Source organism: Micromonospora sp. CNZ297 (assembly GCF_007827625.1).
The window spans coordinates 1-15,888 of sequence record NZ_VISU01000020.1; the positions used below are offsets into that span (position 1 = coordinate 1).

12 protein-coding genes are annotated in these 15,888 nt (G+C 71.4%); 5 read left to right on the top strand and 7 right to left on the bottom strand.

Features of this window, described 5'->3' with window-relative positions:
- Window positions 1-645, top strand: a 645-nt coding sequence (locus FB454_RS27040) for a hypothetical protein (protein WP_222433943.1), incomplete at its 5' end; no start/stop codon positions are given.
- Between the two features lie 66 nt (window positions 646-711).
- On the opposite strand, the gene FB454_RS27045 is transcribed toward FB454_RS27040, so the two are convergent.
- Genes FB454_RS27045 through FB454_RS27060 form a run of 4 tightly spaced genes read right to left on the bottom strand, consistent with a single transcriptional unit; the run spans window position 712 to window position 6,146 of the window.
- Window positions 712-2,925, bottom strand: coding sequence for an alpha-galactosidase (locus FB454_RS27045; RefSeq protein ID WP_145823774.1), 2,214 nt, complete (start codon window positions 2,923-2,925; stop codon window positions 712-714).
- A complete protein-coding gene (locus tag FB454_RS27050) occupies window positions 2,922-3,803 on the bottom strand; it encodes a carbohydrate ABC transporter permease (protein WP_047894230.1) in 882 nt (293 codons plus the stop codon). Before FB454_RS27050 ends, FB454_RS27045 begins: the two co-directional genes overlap by 4 nt.
- Window positions 3,800-4,756 (bottom strand): carbohydrate ABC transporter permease, encoded by a 957-nt coding sequence (locus FB454_RS27055; protein WP_071096136.1) that lies wholly within the window; start codon window positions 4,754-4,756, stop codon window positions 3,800-3,802. The genes FB454_RS27050 and FB454_RS27055 overlap by 4 nt, the downstream gene beginning before the upstream one ends.
- A 22-nt stretch (window positions 4,757-4,778) precedes the next feature.
- The gene (locus tag FB454_RS27060; protein WP_357139386.1) at window positions 4,779-6,146 is read right to left on the bottom strand and encodes an ABC transporter substrate-binding protein; all 1,368 of its coding nucleotides are present in this window, start codon (window positions 6,144-6,146) and stop codon (window positions 4,779-4,781) included.
- A 243-nt stretch (window positions 6,147-6,389) separates the two neighbouring features.
- Between FB454_RS27060 and FB454_RS27065 the strand changes: the two genes are divergently transcribed.
- The 3 genes from FB454_RS27065 to FB454_RS27075 all read left to right on the top strand — a co-directional run bounded on the left by FB454_RS27065 (window position 6,390) and on the right by FB454_RS27075 (window position 10,294).
- Window positions 6,390-8,399: a beta-galactosidase gene (locus FB454_RS27065; RefSeq protein WP_145823776.1), complete on the top strand. Its 2,010-nt coding sequence runs from the start codon at window positions 6,390-6,392 to the stop codon at window positions 8,397-8,399.
- A gap of 34 nt (window positions 8,400-8,433) precedes the next feature.
- Window positions 8,434-9,210 (top strand): DeoR/GlpR family DNA-binding transcription regulator, encoded by a 777-nt coding sequence (locus tag FB454_RS27070; RefSeq protein ID WP_047894228.1) that lies wholly within the window; start codon window positions 8,434-8,436, stop codon window positions 9,208-9,210.
- Window positions 9,211-9,313: 103 nt separating this feature from the next.
- A complete protein-coding gene (locus FB454_RS27075; RefSeq protein ID WP_047894227.1) occupies window positions 9,314-10,294 on the top strand; it encodes a sporulation protein in 981 nt (326 codons plus the stop codon).
- Between the two features lie 61 nt (window positions 10,295-10,355).
- On the opposite strand, the gene FB454_RS27080 is transcribed toward FB454_RS27075, so the two are convergent.
- Complete coding sequence (locus FB454_RS27080; RefSeq protein WP_013284911.1) at window positions 10,356-10,730, bottom strand: hypothetical protein; 375 nt, start codon at window positions 10,728-10,730, stop codon at window positions 10,356-10,358.
- 285 nt (window positions 10,731-11,015) lie between these two features.
- Between FB454_RS27080 and FB454_RS27090 the strand changes: the two genes are divergently transcribed.
- Window positions 11,016-11,438, top strand: a complete 423-nt coding sequence (locus FB454_RS27090) for a hypothetical protein (protein WP_041784166.1) — start codon at window positions 11,016-11,018, stop codon at window positions 11,436-11,438.
- Between the two features lie 810 nt (window positions 11,439-12,248).
- On the opposite strand, the gene FB454_RS27095 is transcribed toward FB454_RS27090, so the two are convergent.
- Together FB454_RS27095 and FB454_RS27100 are read right to left on the bottom strand one after the other, a co-directional pair.
- Window positions 12,249-14,468: a HelD family protein gene (locus FB454_RS27095; protein WP_486485469.1), complete on the bottom strand. Its 2,220-nt coding sequence runs from the start codon at window positions 14,466-14,468 to the stop codon at window positions 12,249-12,251.
- A 241-nt stretch (window positions 14,469-14,709) separates the two neighbouring features.
- Entirely contained in the window at window positions 14,710-15,819 is a 1,110-nt protein-coding gene (locus FB454_RS27100; protein WP_145823778.1) for a LolA family protein, read from the bottom strand.
- Window positions 15,820-15,888: the final 69 nt, after the last annotated feature.

Sequence of the window (15,888 nt, forward strand, 5' to 3'; positions counted from 1 at the left end):
TGGTCGATTTGCTGTCTTACCTGGAGCCTCGCCCTCATCGATCTACGGCCCCCGCCTACCCACGCTGACCTGCAAGATCAGGATGAAAAAGGCTCCTTGAAGGGCGGGGACATGTGGGAAACGATTCTGGGCTTCGTCAGTCTGATGCTGGTCGCGGTGTCGTTGTGCTTCTCCGCCGTGCAGACGCGGGAGGTGGCGAAACAGAGCCGCATCAACAACGGCATCGGCTCGGCCACCGCGCTGATGGAAGTGAACAATTTGTCTCGCGCCTGGCACGACCGCCTGTTGGAGAATCCGCCGCTTCGCGCATACTTCTTCGACCGGAAGCCCTCCGCGCCGAGCGACACCGACCGGTCCGTCGTGATCACCCTCGCGGAGCTACTCGCGGACGTGCTGGAGTGCGAGCTGCAGGTGGCCGGGCTGCTGCCCGACTTCCGATTCGCCCACTCCTGGCACCGGTGGCCCGCGCACATGCTGGAGCAGAGCCCCGTCCTGGCCGAGGTGGTGGAGAGCCACCCCGACTGGTGGCCCACGCTCCACGAGCTGTGGCGCTCGACCGGCGAGTCCGGCCCGGCCACCGTGACCCATCCATTGGCCGGTGGGGTTGCGGCCACCTCGACCCGCGTCCCGCGGCGGCGCCGGTGACCCACGAACGTCCCGGGCGCGTAGGCTCCCGCGGTTGAACGGGCCGGTCACCGCTGCCGGCGTCTCTCAGCCGACGACGGTGACCTCCAGGAGGAGGGCCTGTTCGGGGTGCAGAGCGGGGAGCTGAACGCCGACCGTGCCCAGCACCGAACCGCTCACCGTGATGCCGTCGCCCGGCCACGCCAGCCAGCCCGGCGGGGACAGCTCCAGCAGGGCCGGTTCCGGTACTCCGGCGGGCGGGCGGACCCGGTAGCGCCGCTGCGGGTGCAGCCCCGGCAGCCGCACCGCGCCCGGCACCTGCGCCGCCGAGGTGGCGACCCGGCTGACCGCGTACACCGCATGGTTGCGGTCGTGGGCGACCACGCCGTGGGCCTGCACGGCCGGGTCCGGGTGGTCGACCCGGACCACCCGGCCGGTGTGCAGCAGCGGGCGCAGCCGCTTGTGCAGCGCCACCCAGGCGGCGAGTTCGGTCCGCTCGCCGGCGTCGATCGCGGTGATGTCCCACTCGATGCCGTGGTGGCCGAACAGCGCGGTGACCGCGCGGAAGCTCAGGTCGTGCACGCGGTGCGTGGTGTGCGAGCGCTCCGGGCCGATGTGCGTGCCGATCAGTTCCGGCGGCAGCAGCAGGCCGGTCCAGCGCTGGATGGACAGCCGTTCCAGCGCGTCGTTGCAGTCGCTGGCCCAGACCCGGTCGGTGCGGCGCAGGATCTCCAGGTCGACGCGCGCGCCGCCGGAGGAGCAGCTCTCGATCTCGACGTCCGGGTGCCGGGCGCGCAGCTCGTCCAGCAACCGGTAGACCGCGAGGGTCTGCGCGTGCACCCCGGGCCGCCCGGCGTGCCCGGCCTCGGTGAGGTCGCGGTTGTGGTCCCACTTCAGGTACGCGAGCCCGTCGTGCTCGCTCAGCACCGCGTCGAGCCGTTCGAGCAGGTACGCGTATGCGTCCGGGTGGGCCAGGTCGAGCACCTGCTGGTGCCGCCACGGCGGCGGCAGCCGGCCCGGCGCCTGGAGCACCCAGTCGGGGTGGGCGCGGAACAGGTCGGAGTCGGGGTTGACCATCTCCGGTTCCACCCAGAGCCCGAACTGCATGCCGTGCCCGCGTACGTGGTCGATCAGCGGCTGCAACCCGTCCGGCCAGACCTCGCCGTCGACCCACCAGTCGCCGAGCCCGGCCTGGTCGTGCCGCCGGCCACGGAACCAGCCGTCGTCCAGCACAAAGCGTTCCACACCGACCTCGGCGGCCCGGTCGGCCAGCGTCCGCAGCCGGTCCAGGTCGTGGTCGAAGTAGACCGCCTCCCACACGTTAAGCGTCACCGGCCGCGGCGTGCGGGGGTGCGACGGGCGGGTCCGCAGGTGGGTGTGCAGCGCGTCGCTGAGCCCGTCCAGCCCGTCGGCCGAGTGCGCCGCGTAGAGCAGGGGAGTGGCGTACTCCTCGCCCGGCCCGAGCACGATCTCGCCGGGTGCGAGCAGCTCACCGCCGCCGAGCGTGGACTCACCTGTGGGGCGGCGCTCGGCGGCGGTGACGTGGTCGCCGCTCCACGCGGTGTGCACCGCCCACACCTCGCCGTGCCGGAAACCGAACCCGGCGGTGCCCGCGACCAGCAACAACGTGGCGTCGTGGCCGGTGCGGCCGTGCCGCCCCTCGCGTACCCAGGCGCCCATCGGCCACGGGTGCCGCTGCGGCGCGCGTTCCCGGCACCAGCGGCCGGTCAGGTCGAGCAGTTCGGTGGCGACCGCCGGCACCGGCAGCACCGGCGTCAGCTCCCGCACCTCGTACCGGCCGTCGCCGTCGTTGCGCAGCCGGTGCCGCAGCGTCAGCACGCCCGCCGCGTCCAGCGTGATCTCGACGGTCAGGCTCAGCCCCGCGCCCGGATCCGCCGCCCGCACCTCCACCCGCCCGGAGGAAAGAAAGGGCCCCTTGTTAACGCCTGGTGCATGTAAAGGGGCCCCTCCTAACAGGGCGGGCGACGGTGCCGCGGGCTCGTCGTACACGTCGAGGCCGGTGAGGCGGAACGCCGTCGACCAGTCCCGGCCGTCGCGGTGACCGGCGAGACCGGGACGTCCGCTCCACCCGGCGCTCGCCTCGGGCAGCAGCGACAGCACAGTGGGCGTGTCGAAGCTGCTCGGCACCACCGGCGGCACCGTGGCGTCGACGACCGCGGGCAGGTCCTCGTCGGGCAGCGGGCCGAGGTCGGCGCCCCAGTGCACGACCCGGGGCAGCCCCGGGCCGCGGGCGTCGAGCACCAGGCTGGTCCGCGCGCGGCGCAGGTGGACGATCGTCATCCCTTGGAGGCTCCCAGCGTCAGACCCCGGACGAACTGCTTCTGCAGCAGGAAGAAGATCACCAGGGTGGGGATCGCGACCAGCACCGAGCCGGCCGAGACCAGGTTGTTGTCGGTGAAGAACTCGCCGCGAAGGTTGTTCAGCGAACTGGTGACCGGGAACTTGTCGCCGGTACGCATGAGCACAGTGGCCCAGAAGAACTCGTTGTAGATCCAGGTGACTTCGAGCGTCGCGAGGGCGGCGAGCGCCGGGCGGCACAGCGGCATCGTGACCTGCCAGTACTGCCGCCACACGTTCGCCCCGTCGACCATCGCGGCCTCGTACAGCTCGTGCGGCAGCGCCTTCATGTAGTTGCTGAGCACGAACACGCAGAAGCCGCACTGGAACGCGACGTTGACCAGGATCAGCCCCCAGTAGCTGTCGTACAGCAGCTCCGAGTCGCTCATCCAGGCCGGCAGCGGGATCTCGGTGAACATCCGGAACAGCGGGATGAGCAGCGCCTGCTGCGGCAGCAGGTTCGCCGCGGTGAACAGGCCGAGCAGCGCGATGTTGAGCTTCCAGCTGAACCGGGCGATCACGAACGCCACGCAGGAGGCGAGGAACAGCGTGAGCAGCACCGCCGGGACGGTGATGTACGCCGAGTTGAGGAAGTGCTTGCCGAACTCGGCGGTACGCCAGGCGGTGACGTAGTTGTCGATCGTCCAGCCGCCGAGCGACACGTAGCCGTTGGCGGCTGTGTACTCGTAGGAGCGGAACGAGGTGAGCACCGCCCAGAGGATGGGGAACAGCCAGCCCACGGCGACCGTACCCAGGAACAGGTGCAGGACGACCCGGGCGGGCCGCACGGGGCGGCGGCGGCCGGCGGAGACGGCGGTCATCGCTTGTCCTCCCGCATCACGGTCCAGAGGTAGATGGTGATGAAGACCAGCGAGACGGCCAGCATGATGGTCGCCAGCGCGGAGCCGAAGCCGATCCGGCTGGCCTCGCCCACCACGTTCTGGGTGACCAGCGCGGATATCAGCTCCAGCCCGTTGCGGCCCTTGTTGATGACCCAGACCAGGTCGAACGCGCGCAGCGACTCGATCACCGTCACCACCAGCACGATGATGTTGATGGGGCGCAGCACCGGGAAGACGACCCGGAAGAACGTGCTGGTCTCCGAGGAGCCGTCCACCGCGGCGGCCTCGCGCAGCGACGGGTCGACGCCCTTGAGGCCGGCCAGGTAGAGCAGCATGATGTAGCCGACGTGCCGCCAGCCGGCCGCCACCAGTACGGCCCAGATGTTGACGTCCGGGTCGCCGTACCAGTCGGTCTCGCCGCCGAACACGCCGTTGAGCAGCCCCTGATCGCGGCTGTAGATGAGCTGCCAGACGAAGCCGATGAGCGCCAGCGACAGCACCACAGGCAGGTAGAGCGCGGTCTGGTAGAAGCGGCTGCCGCGAATCTCCTTGTCGAGCAGCACGGCGAGGAACATGCCGAACGGGGTGGCCACCACGAACAGCGCGGCCAGCCACAGCAGGTTGTTCTGCACGGCGGGGACGAACGGCGGGTAGATGTTCACCACGTCGTCGTAGTTCTTGGCCCCGACCCACTCGATCTCGGAGATCGGGCCGATGCCGTCCCAGTTCGTGCCGGAGAGCAGCACCGTCGCCACCGCGGGCAGCCAGACCAGCCCGGTGACGAGCAACAGGGGTACCAGCACCATCAGCGTGATGACCACGCGGTCGGTGCGGGACAGGAGCCGTAGCCGGCGACCGCGACCACCGTTCGTGGTGGTCGCGGCCGGCGGCGGCACGGCGCGATCCGCTTGGATCAGGGGCAGGTCGGACATGATGTCCTTCCCCCTTCCGCCGTCAGCTGGTGAAGATCGACTTCTTCTGGTTCTCGATGCTGGTGAGCAGCCCGCTGATGTCCTTCGGGTCCTTGATGAACTGCTGCAACGCCGGGATCATCACGGTGGAGGCGAAGTCCGGCCGGGTGTCCCGGTCGAGGAACTGGGCGATCTCGGTGGCGGAGCCGACCAGCTCGGCGGCCTTCTTCTGCAGCGCGGTGTAGGCACCGGTTTCCGCGCCGCTGTTGGCGACAAGCGTGCTCGGGTCGTTCTTGACGGTGATGTCCGCCGCCTCCTTCGAGCCGAGGTACGTCAGCAGCTTCTGCGCCGCGTCCTTGGACTTCGGCTTGCGGGCCATCATGTAGCCGTCGATCGGGGCGTCCAGCGCCTTCGCGCCGATCGTGGAGTCGACCTCGGGGAACGTGAAGAAGTCCAGGTCCTCCAGGTCGGCGCCGCTGAACTGCTGGCCGACGAACAGGCCGAGCAGGTACATGCCGCTCTTCTTCTGCTGCAGCGACTGCGCGGCCTCCTGCCAGGTGCGGCCGAGCGAGTCCGGCTGGTGCAGGGGGAGCAGCCCGGCCCAGGTGTCGAAGACCTTCTTCACCTTGTCGGAGGTCCACGCCTCCTTGCCGGCCATCAGGTCGATGTGGAACTGGTAGCCGTTGATCCGCAGGTTGAGGATGTCGAACGTGCCCATCGCCGGCCAGCCGTCCTTGTCGGCGAACGCGATCGGGTTCAGGCCGTCCTTCTTCATCTGCGCGCCGAGCGTGTTCAGGTCGTCCAGCGTCTTCGGCACCTCGTAGCCGCGCTGCTGCCACACCGACTTGCGGTAGAAGACGGCCCACGGGTAGTACGACGCCGGCACGAAGTACTGCTTGCCGTCGTCGCCTGTGGACGCCTTCTTGAACGCGTCGGAGTAGCCGTCGAGCTTGCCCCACACGTCGCTGAGGTCACCGGCCAGGCCCTTGGCGGCGAAGAAGCGCATCCGGTAGCCGGCGAACCAGGTGAACACGTCGTCCGGCTTGCCCTGCAGGTAGTTGTTGATGTTCTCCTGGAACGTGTTGTGGTCGACCGTGTTGATGTTGACGGTCACGCCGGAGGACGTCTTGAAGCCGTCCATCACCTTGGCGACGACGTCCTTGGGCTTCGGGTCCGACTGGTTCGAGCCGAGGGAGACGCTCTTGGCGTCGCCGCCGGACCCGGAGTCGGAGTCGCCGCAGCCGGCGAGCAGACCGGTGCCGAGCAGCGCCCCCGCACCGGCCGCGCCGGCGAGCAGCGAGCGCCGGTTGAGGCCGGCGACTGACGGGGGTACGAGCCGGGCGAGGTATTCGGCTTGCGAGCGGGGACGGGACATGGTGCCTCCTGCGTGGAAGAGGTGCGCTGCGCTCATGGACCGTGATCGTTGGCGGTGAGCGGTGTTCGTGTCGGCCGCGGCAGATCCACCGAGAATCCACACGTCCGAACACAAACAGCCGGTGGCGCTTGAAGCTACCCCTTGGCGCGGCGCTGTCAAGAGGGCAAAAAGACGACGCTGTCGGCGGTGAGGCAGGGCAAAGAGTCGGTAAACGTTGGAACTTCAGTCGATGTTGGAAAGTGTTGACTTGGGTGCTGTTCGGGGGCACCCTCTGCTGTCATGCGGAACTGGCACGGCGACGGCATCTGGTACGGCGCGGACTACAACCCGGAGCAGTGGCCCGAGCAGACGTGGGCCGAGGACGTCGAACTCATGCGACGGGCCGGGGTCAACCTGGTCTCGGTCGGCATCTTCTCCTGGGCACTGCTGGAGCCCGCCCCCGGCCGGTACGTCTTCGACTGGCTGGACCGGGCGATCGACCTGCTGCACGACGGCGGCATCAGCGTCGACCTGGCCACCGCCACCGCCAGCCCGCCACCGTGGCTGGCGCACCGGCACCCGGAGACGCTGCCCCGCCGCGCCGACGGCACGGTGCTCTGGCCCGGTGGCCGGCAGGCGTACTGCCCCAGCTCACCGGTGTTCCGGGACCACTCGCTCGCCCTGGTCGAGGCCGTCGCCCGCCGGTACGCGCGCCACCCCGCCGTCGTGCTCTGGCACGTCTCCAACGAACTCGGCTGCCACAATGTGCACTGCTACTGCGACGTCAGCGCCGAGGCGTTCCGCGGCTGGCTGCGCGAGCGCTACGGCGACCTGGACTCGCTCAACGCGGCCTGGGGCACCGCCTTCTGGAGCCAGCGCTACCACGACTGGGCCGAGATCAACCCGCCGCGTACCGCGCCGACGTTCGCCAACCCGACGCAGCAGCTGGACTTCCTGCGGTTCTCCTCCGACGAGCAGCGCGCCCAGCTGCGCGCCGAGCGGGAGCTGCTGAACCGGCTCGTCCCGCAGCCCGTCACCACGAACTTCATGATCGGCACCGGCATCAAGTACCTGGACTACCACTCCTGGGCCTCCGACGTGGACGTCGTCTCCAACGACCACTACCTCACCGCCGCCGACCCGCAGCCGCAGGTCAACCTCGCGCTGGCCGCCGACCACACCCGGGGCGTCGCCCGTGGTGCGCCGTGGCTGCTGATGGAGCACTCCACCAGCGCCGTCAACTGGCAGCCCCGCAACGTGGCCAAGACGCCCGGCCAGATGCGCCGCAACAGCCTCGCCCACGTCGCGCGCGGCGCCGACGGCGTGCTGTTCTTCCAGTGGCGGGCCTCCCGGGCCGGCGCGGAGAAGTTCCACTCCGCGCTGGTGCCGCACGCCGGGCCGGACACCAAGGTGTTCCGCGAGGTCTGCCGGCTCGGCGCCGACCTGCGCGCGCTCGCCGAGGTACGCGGCAGCCGCGTCGACGCCGACGTGGCGATCCTGTTCGACTACGAGGCCTGGTGGGGCGCCGAACTCGACTCCCACCCGAGCGTCGACGTCACCTACACCGACCGGCTGTCCGCGCTGCACGCCGCGCTCTGGCGGGCCGGGGTCACCGCCGACGTGGTGCACCCGTCGGCCGACCTGTCCCGCTACCGGCTCGTCGTGGTGCCCACGCTCTACCTCGTCCGCGACGCCGACGCCGACGCGCTGCGCCGGTTCGTGGAGGCCGGCGGCACCGCTGTGGTCACCTACTTCAGCGGCATCGTCGACGAGCACGACCACATCCGGCTCGGCGGCTACCCCGGCGCGTTCCGCGACCTGCTCGGCGTACGCGTCGAGGAGTTCTTCCCGCTGCGGGAAGGCGGGACGGTACGCCTCGACGACGGCGCCCGCGCCGACGTGTGGACCGAGTGGCTGCACGCCGAGGGCGCCGAGGTGCTGGCCGCGTACACCGACGGGCCCCTGCCGGGCGTGCCGGCGCTGACCCGGCACACGGTCGGCGCGGGCGCCGCCTGGTACGTCGGCACCCGGCTCGACGACGAGGCCACCGACCGGCTGGTGGCCCGGCTCCTCGCCGAGACCGGCGTACGTCCGCCGGTGAGCGCGCCGGCCGGGGTGGAGGTGGTCCGCCGCCGCTCGGCGGACCGGAGCTGGCTGTTCGTGGTCAACCACACCACCGAACCGGCCCGGCTGGCGGTCAACGGCGTCGAGCTGCTCGGCGGCGCCCGTTGCGACGGCGAGCTGGAGGTGCCGGCGGGTGAGGTGGCGGTGGTCCGCGAGGAGCCCGCGCCGGTGCCCGCGACCGCCTGACCGGTACCCTGCCGTTCGCGCCGAGGAGGTCCCCATGCTCGCCCAGCAACGGCAGAGCGCCATCCTGGAGTTGATCCGCCAGAGCGGCGGCGTCCGGGTCAGTCACCTGGTCAGCCGCTTCGGGGTGTCCGACATGACGATCCGCCGCGACCTGGAGGTGCTGGCCGACCGCGGCCTGATCGACAAGGTGCACGGCGGAGCGACGCTCGCCGGACCCGGCTCCACCGAGGAGCCCGGCTTCGCCGCCAAGTCGGTACGCCAGCAGGCCGAGAAGCGAGCCATCGTGGAACGGGCCGCCGAGCTGGTCGAGCCGGGGATGGCGGTGGCGCTGTCCGCGGGCACCACCACCGCCGCGCTTGCGGCCCGGCTGGCCGAGGTACGCGGACTGACAGTGGTCACCAACTCGATCCCGGTGGCCGACGCGCTCTACCAGAACCCCCGCGCCGACCAGACGGTGGTGCTGACCGGCGGCATCCGCACCCCGTCGGACGCGCTCACCGGCCCGGTCGCCGAGGCGGCCATCGCCGCGCTCAACGTCGACCTGCTCTTCCTCGGCGTGCACGGGATGAGCCCGCGTACCGGCTTCACCACGCCCAACCTGCTGGAGGCGGCGGTGAACCGGCGGCTGATCGGCGCCGCCCGGCGGCTCGTGGTGCTGGCCGACCACACCAAGTGGGAGACCATCGGCATCGCCACCATCGCGCCGCTGGAGGAGGCCGACGTGCTGATCACCGACGGCGGCCTGCCGCCGGAGGCCCGCCGGCAGCTCGGTGAGCAGGTCGGCGAGCTGGTGGTGGTACGCGCGGACTGACACCACGGCGTGCCTCACAGGCACTTCTCAGCCCCGCCGTCTAGGGTGCCCTGACGAAGTGCCCGACGGTCCATGTCGGAGCGCAGTTGCACGGGAGTGACCGATGGTCTTCAAGAAGATGTTGAGCGCGTTCGGCGTGGGCGGTCCGAGCGTCGACACGGTGCTCAGCAACCCGAACACCCGGCCGGGCCTGGCCCTGGACGGGCACGTGAACCTGGTCGGCGGCGACGCGCCGGCCCGCATCGAGCAGATCAACATCGGTCTGGTGACCCGGGTCGAGATCGAGAGCGGCGACCACGAGTTCGCGGGCGTGATGGAGTTCCACCGGATGCCGGTCAGCGGCGCCTTCGAGCTGGCCCCGAAGCAGCAGCTCTCCATCCCGTTCCAGATGCCGGTGCCGTGGGAGACCCCGATCACCGACGTGTACGGCCAGCGCCTGCACGGCATGACCATGGGCCTGCGCACCGAGCTGGCGGTGGCCCGCGCGGTCGACAAGTCGGACCTGGACCAGGTGTCGGTGCACCCGCTGCCGATCCACGAGCGGATCCTGGAGGCGTTCCAGGCGCTCGGCTTCCGGTTCAAGCACGCCGACCTGGAGCGGGGTCACATCTACGGCGTGCCGCAGACGCTGCCGTTCTACCAGGAGATCGAGTTCTTCGCCGCGCCGCAGTACGCGCAGACCGTCACCGAGGTCGAGCTGACGTTCGTGACCAGCCAGCAGGGCGTCGAGGTGATCCTGGAGTGCGACAAGCGCGGCGGCTTCCTCAGCCCCGGGCACGACGTCATCGGCAGGTACTCGATTCCGCACAGCGACGCCGCCCGTACCGACTGGGTGCAGGTCGTCGACGGCTGGCTGCGGGAGACCACCGGCCGCTACGGCAGCCTGCGGGCCCAGGGCTTCGGAATGCCGCACGGCGGCGGCCACGGCTACCCGGGTCACCACGGCCACGGGCGGCGCGGCCCGGGCATGGGCGGCGTGGTCGCGGGCGCCGCGCTCGGTGTCGCCGGCGGCATGATCGCCGGTGAGATGCTCGATGACGCGTTCGACGGCGGCGACGACTTCGGGGACTTCGGCGGGGAGTGAGCACACGCGACGACGCCCCCGGGACGGATCCCGGGGGCGTCGCCGTTAGCGCGGCGGGGGGTCAACGCCCCCGGCGCTCCTTGCCGGAGCGACGCGCGCTGCCCGCCTTCGACAGGCCACGACTGACCAGGTACGCGCCGGTCAGCGCGGTCAGGTACCACCAGGCCTGGTTCGGGTTGTTGATGTTCAGGCCGTTGGTGGCGGCGCCTCGCCAGAACGCGGCGATCACGACGACCGCGACCGCTGCGGCGTACACCCAGAACTCGGTGGTCAGGAACGCCTGCTTCGTCTCCGTACCCGGGGACGGCATGTTCTCCCGGTGACCGTCGTGCATCGACGGCATCTGCCGGGTCGACGTGTCCTGCATGCTCGACCGGTTCTGGACGTCGGACATCGGCCGGTTCATCGGCCTGGTGGATGCAGCCTGCGTGCTCATCTGGTCCTCCTCAGGATTTGATGAGTCGTTAACCTGCACACCCTCGCCCCGCTACCGCAGGTCGGCCACGGCGCGGTTCGCGCTCTGTGGCGGGGGCACCCTGGGTCTACCCGGGGCCGGAGACAAGGTAACCGCCGGTCGCGGTCGAATGGCCGTCGCGCTCGGCTCGCGGCCGGAACCGGACACCGGGGCGCACACCGGTCCTCCCGCCGCCGGTTCCGGTTTCAGCCACCCACCCTCGGGCACGCAACACCGATACCCCGAGAGAGCTGCGAGGTGGTTGACGTGCGTGAGGACGACATGCGGCAGGACGCCGCCCGGCAGGCTGAGCAGAGGGTCGCCGGAGGCGTGTACGGCGAGGGCGCGCTGGACGAGGTCACGGTGCCCCAGACCGACGTCGAGCGGATGCGGCAGGAACTCGACCCGGACGACCCGGCGGACGTACCCGTCGACCCGACGGTGCTGCGCGACGGCGGACCGACCCGGGGTCAGGGAGCGGTGACCACGACAGGTGGCACCGCCGGCCCGGCGAGTGTGCGCCGGCTGGCCCGCCAGCCTGAGAAGCACCCGGGCAAGGTGGCGCCGACGACGACCGGTGACGCGAGCACGGGTGGTTTGAGCACCCCGGCCGGCGGCTCCACGAGCGACAACTCGGCCACGGGTGCCCAGGTGGGCAACTTCACCAACAACCGCCCCAACCCAGGCTGACCGAGTCACGGCGGGACGGCGGGACGGCCTCCGGCCGCCCCGCTGTCCCGTGTCTGCGCTTCCCCTCCCCAGCCCCGTTCCCGGTGTGACGTCCACTTCGTGCGGACGCTGCCGCCGCCACCTCGGGGAAGTGGTGTGGTCAGAGCGGGCGTGACATAGCAACCTCCCCGATCTGGCGCGCGCGTCGCCACTTCGGCGAAGTGGCTTGTTCGCCCGACCCGCTCCCGCCCTACCCGACCGTGGGGCTTTCTCCCGGCTCGCGCTGACGGCGTCCCGCCACGTCGGGGAAGTGGTGCGGTCGGGGTGGATGGGATGTAGCCGTTTCCCCGAGGTGGTGCACGCGTCGCCACTTCGGGGAGGTGGTGTGGTCGAGGCGCAGGGTGCCGCCACTTCCCGATCTGGTGCACGCGTCGCCACCTCGGGGAAGTGGTGTGGTCAGAGCGGGCGTGACATAGGAACGTCCCCGATCTGGCGCAGGCGCCCGCCAGTTCCCCGATCTGGCGGGAACAGGCCGACGGAACACGCGCCTAACCCGGCACACACCCCGCCCTCACTCGCCGATCTTGCACTCTCGGCCCGAAAGATGTCCGCTTTGTCGATCCTTCCGGGGCCGCAACTCCATGATCGCGGAGCAGGGGCGGGGCAGGGGCGGGGGCGCGAGGAGCGCGGGAGGGTGCGCCCGGCGGGATGTCGGGCAGCACGTGCCCGGGCCGGTCGATCATGAAGTTGACGGCGGAAATGGAGATCGACATCGCCGTCAACTTCATGATCGACGGGGCGGAGGGCGGGCGGAGGGGCGGGAGGGGGGAGTCAGGGGGTGCGGAGGATGCCTAGGCGCTGGGTGGCTCTTGTCAGGGCCACGTAGAGGTCGCTGTGGCCCCTCGGGGACTCGGAGACGATCCGGGCCGGGTCGACCACCAGCACCGAGTCGAACTCCAGGCCCTTTGCCTGCTCGGTGGTCAGCACCACGATCCGGTTCGCCAGCTCCGGCTGCTCGCCCACCGTCGCCTCCGGCAGCGCCGCCACCACCGCGCCGCCCAGCTCGGCCACCCGCCCGGTCGGCACCAGCACGCCGAGCCGCCCGTCACCGAGCGACGCCGCCTCCTGGGCCGTCGCCTCGACCAGCTCCGTGACCAGCCGGTCCGCCGGTACGGTCCGGTCCCACGGCGGTACGCCGGTGGCGCGTACCGAGCGGGGTGGCCGCAGCGCCGGGTCGATCTCGGCCAGCACGTCGGCGGCGACCGCCATGATCTCGGCCGGGGTGCGGTAGCTGACAGTCAGCTCCTCCAGCCGCCACCGGTCCGCCACGTACGGCGCCAGCGCCTCGCCCCACGACGGCGTGCCAGCGAGCGCACCGGTCTGCGCCACGTCGCCGACGATCGTCATGGACCGGCTCGGGCAGCGGCGCATCAGCAACCGCCAGGCCATCGGCGACAGCTCCTGCGCCTCGTCCACGATGACGTGCCCGAACGCCCACGTCCGGTCGGCGGCGGCGCGCTGGGCGGTGGTGAGCCGGTCGGACTCCTCCTGCCGCTCGGAGAGCCGGTCCGCGTCGATCAGGTCGGTGACGCCGAGGATCTCACCGCCGTCGGCCTCGTCCTCCACGTCGATGGAGCGGGAGCCGCGCCAGATCTCCAGCACGCCCTCGGCGTACTCGCGTTCCAGCGCCCGGATCCGCTCCCGGCGGGCCACGGCGGCGCGTTCGTCCTCGCCGAGCAGCTCGGCGGCCTCGTCCAGTAGCGGCACGTCGGCGGGCGTCCAGCCGCCCGGCTCGCGGTGCAGCGCGGTCCGCTCGGCGTCGGTGAGCATCGGCGCGGCGGTGGCGATCCGCTCCGGCGAGGCGTACAGGTCGGCGAGCAGGCGCTGCGGGGTGAGCACCGGCCACAGCTCGTCCAGCGCGGCCCGGATCTCCGGTTCCTCACGCAGCTCGCGGCGGATCTCCGCGCGGTCGGCCTCGGAGAGCAGATTGTCCCCGCCCAGCGGGTCGGCGCCGATCCGTTCGGCCACCTGGTCGGCGAGCGCGTGCACGATCTCCACGTCGAACAGGGCGCGGGCGAGGTTGTGCGGGCGGCCGGTGCGGCGTACCCGGTCCCGGGCCTGCCGCACGGTCTCCGGGTCGAGCGTCAGCACCTCCCGCTGCGGCAGCTCGATGGTGACCGGCTCGTCGGGCACCCACTGCCGGTCGCGGACCGCGGCGGCCAGCACGTCGGTCAGCACCGCGCGGCCCTTCAGCGCCGCGGTGGTGGCCGGCTCCGCGCGGCGGGCGTGTACGCCGGGGAACAGGTCGGCCTGGGTACGCAGCAGCACGCCGGTCTCGGCCAACGTGGGCAGCACCTGGGAGATGTAGCGCAGGAACGTGGCGTTCGGGCCGACCAGCAGCACGCCGCGGGTGGAGAGCTGCTGGCGGTGGGTGTAGAGCAGGTACGCGGCCCGGTGCAGCGCCACGGCCGTCTTGCCGGTGCCGGGCCCGCCCTGGACCACCATCACGCCGGGCAGGTCGGCGCGGATGATCCGGTCCTGCTCGGCCTGGATCGTCTCGACGATGTCGCGCATCCGGCCGGTGCGCCCGGCGTTGAGCGCGGCGAGCAGCGACGCCTCGCCGGTCACCTCCTCGTGCGCGGTGGGGGAGGCGGCGGCGATGTCGAGCACCTCGTCGTTGAGCCCGGTCACCTTCCGGTCGCGGGTGCGCAGGTGGCGCCGGCGGCGTACGCCCTGCGGGTTGGCGGCGGTGGCCAGGTAGAACGGCCGGGCGGCGGGGGCGCGCCAGTCCATCAGCAGCGGGTCGTAGTCGCCGGACGAGTCGAAGATCCCGATCCGGCCGATGTAGCGGACCGCGCCGTCGTCGCCGTCGAGGCGGCCGAAGCACAGGCCGCTCTCCACAGCGGAGAACTGTTCGACCTGGTCGGCGTACATCGCGACGGTCGAGTCGCGCTGCGAGCGGGCCTGCTGCGTGCCACCGGTGTGGCGCAACTCCTCGTCGAGCCGCCGGGCGGCCTGTTCCCGCATGCCGTCCAGCCGGTCGTACAGCATCGAGACGTATTCCTGTTCCCGGCCGATCTCGTCGTCCTGGCGCAGGTCAGCCGACACGTCGGAGTGCGTTGACAATCCGGCTCCTCATTGACTAAAATTGCCGCAGGAATGGCATTCAGAAGCCATTCCTTTTTTGTGCCTGAACTGAGAAAGATAGCGCGTCGGCAGCCACCAGACCAAGCCCGGACACGACTCGGGGCCCGGCCGGCGTCAGCCGACCGAGCCCCGGGCACGGCGATTCTCAGCCCTTTGCGGCCTCGTAGAGCCGCTCCGGCGTGACCAGACCGGCGATCACCCGGCCGTCGTCGGTCAGCAGCACGCTGAACAGCTTGCCGCTGAGCAGCCGGCCGCTGCCCCAGTCGCCGCTGACCTTCGGCAGGTCACCGAGGACCTGCCCCAGCATCTGGGCATCCGGTGCGTCCGCGCCGGGCTTCGCGCCGCCGCCGGTCGCCGCGTCGCCGATCTTGGCGACCACCACTGTGGTCCAGCCGGTGCCGACGGTACGGACGTCCGGCTTCTCGGCGTCCTTCTTGTCGAACCGCTTACCGGCCGGTCCGGGCCGCTCGCCCTCGGTCGCCTCGGTGACCTTCACGCCGGGCGGCGGGTTGAACCGGAACTGGTCGGCCTCCGGCGTGCGGAAGTCGACCTGGGTGAACGCCACCTGGAACGCCGGCTCGTCCTGCCCGTCGGCGAGCACCTGCAGGCGCAGCGGCACGTGCTCCTTCGCGTCGAGCGCGATCCGGACCTGGTGGACCAGTGACGCCTTGTCGCGCGGCGTGAGCACCAGCTCGTACGCGTCCCGCCCGGCGACCGTGGCGGTGCGGCCGACGGTGACCGCGGTGGTCGGGTCGATCGCCTCCAGCGCCCGGTCCGCGGCGTCGGCCGGGGTGGCCGGCACGGTGGCCCGCTCCGGCGCGTCGGCCGGCAGCTTCCGGTGCGTCGCGGTGTTCTCCCGGCTGTTCCAGGTCCAGACGTCGCGCCCGTTGCGCAGGATGTCCTGCTCGCCGAGCGTGTCGACCAGCGCGAGCCGCTGCCGGTCCTCGCCGCCGTACCAGACGCGCAGCGTGTGCGTACCGGAGACCAGGCCGGCCAGGTCGTTGCCGGTGGCCTGGCCGGCGAGCGCGGCGATCGGCGGCAGGCCGAGGTCGGCGCGCTGCACCACGGTGCCGGAGAGCCCGTCCAGGCGGGACGTGCGCAGGTCTTCCAGGAGCTGGGCGGCGCTGCGCGGCGGCAGCGCCGGGTCGGCGCCGGCGGCGAACGTGCCGACGGCGGCGCCACCGCCGATCACGGCGACCCCCGCGGTCACCGGGACCAGCCAGCGCAGCACGGCGCGGTTCTTCATCACTGACATAGTGTGCACCTCCTGCGCTCCATGCTGCGCGACCGTCGCTGTGACCACGCTGAGGAGATCCCCTACGGG

Excerpts from the sequence above, each read along its gene's own strand:
- FB454_RS27055 (WP_071096136.1), bottom strand. The coding sequence starts at position 4,756 with ATGTCCGACCTGCCCCTGATCCAAGCGGATCGCGCCGTGCCGCCGCCG.
- FB454_RS27075 (WP_047894227.1), top strand. The coding sequence starts at position 9,314 with ATGGTCTTCAAGAAGATGTTGAGCGCGTTCGGCGTGGGCGGTCCGAGC.
- FB454_RS27065 (WP_145823776.1), top strand. The coding sequence starts at position 6,390 with ATGCGGAACTGGCACGGCGACGGCATCTGGTACGGCGCGGACTACAAC.
- FB454_RS27100 (WP_145823778.1), bottom strand. The coding sequence starts at position 15,819 with ATGTCAGTGATGAAGAACCGCGCCGTGCTGCGCTGGCTGGTCCCGGTG.
- FB454_RS27080 (WP_013284911.1), bottom strand. The coding sequence starts at position 10,730 with ATGAGCACGCAGGCTGCATCCACCAGGCCGATGAACCGGCCGATGTCC.
- FB454_RS27050 (WP_047894230.1), bottom strand. The coding sequence starts at position 3,803 with ATGACCGCCGTCTCCGCCGGCCGCCGCCGCCCCGTGCGGCCCGCCCGG.
- FB454_RS27070 (WP_047894228.1), top strand. The coding sequence starts at position 8,434 with ATGCTCGCCCAGCAACGGCAGAGCGCCATCCTGGAGTTGATCCGCCAG.
- FB454_RS27060 (WP_357139386.1), bottom strand. The coding sequence starts at position 6,146 with ATGAGCGCAGCGCACCTCTTCCACGCAGGAGGCACCATGTCCCGTCCC.
- FB454_RS27095 (WP_486485469.1), bottom strand. The coding sequence starts at position 14,468 with ATGCTGTACGACCGGCTGGACGGCATGCGGGAACAGGCCGCCCGGCGG.
- FB454_RS27045 (WP_145823774.1), bottom strand. The coding sequence starts at position 2,925 with ATGACGATCGTCCACCTGCGCCGCGCGCGGACCAGCCTGGTGCTCGAC.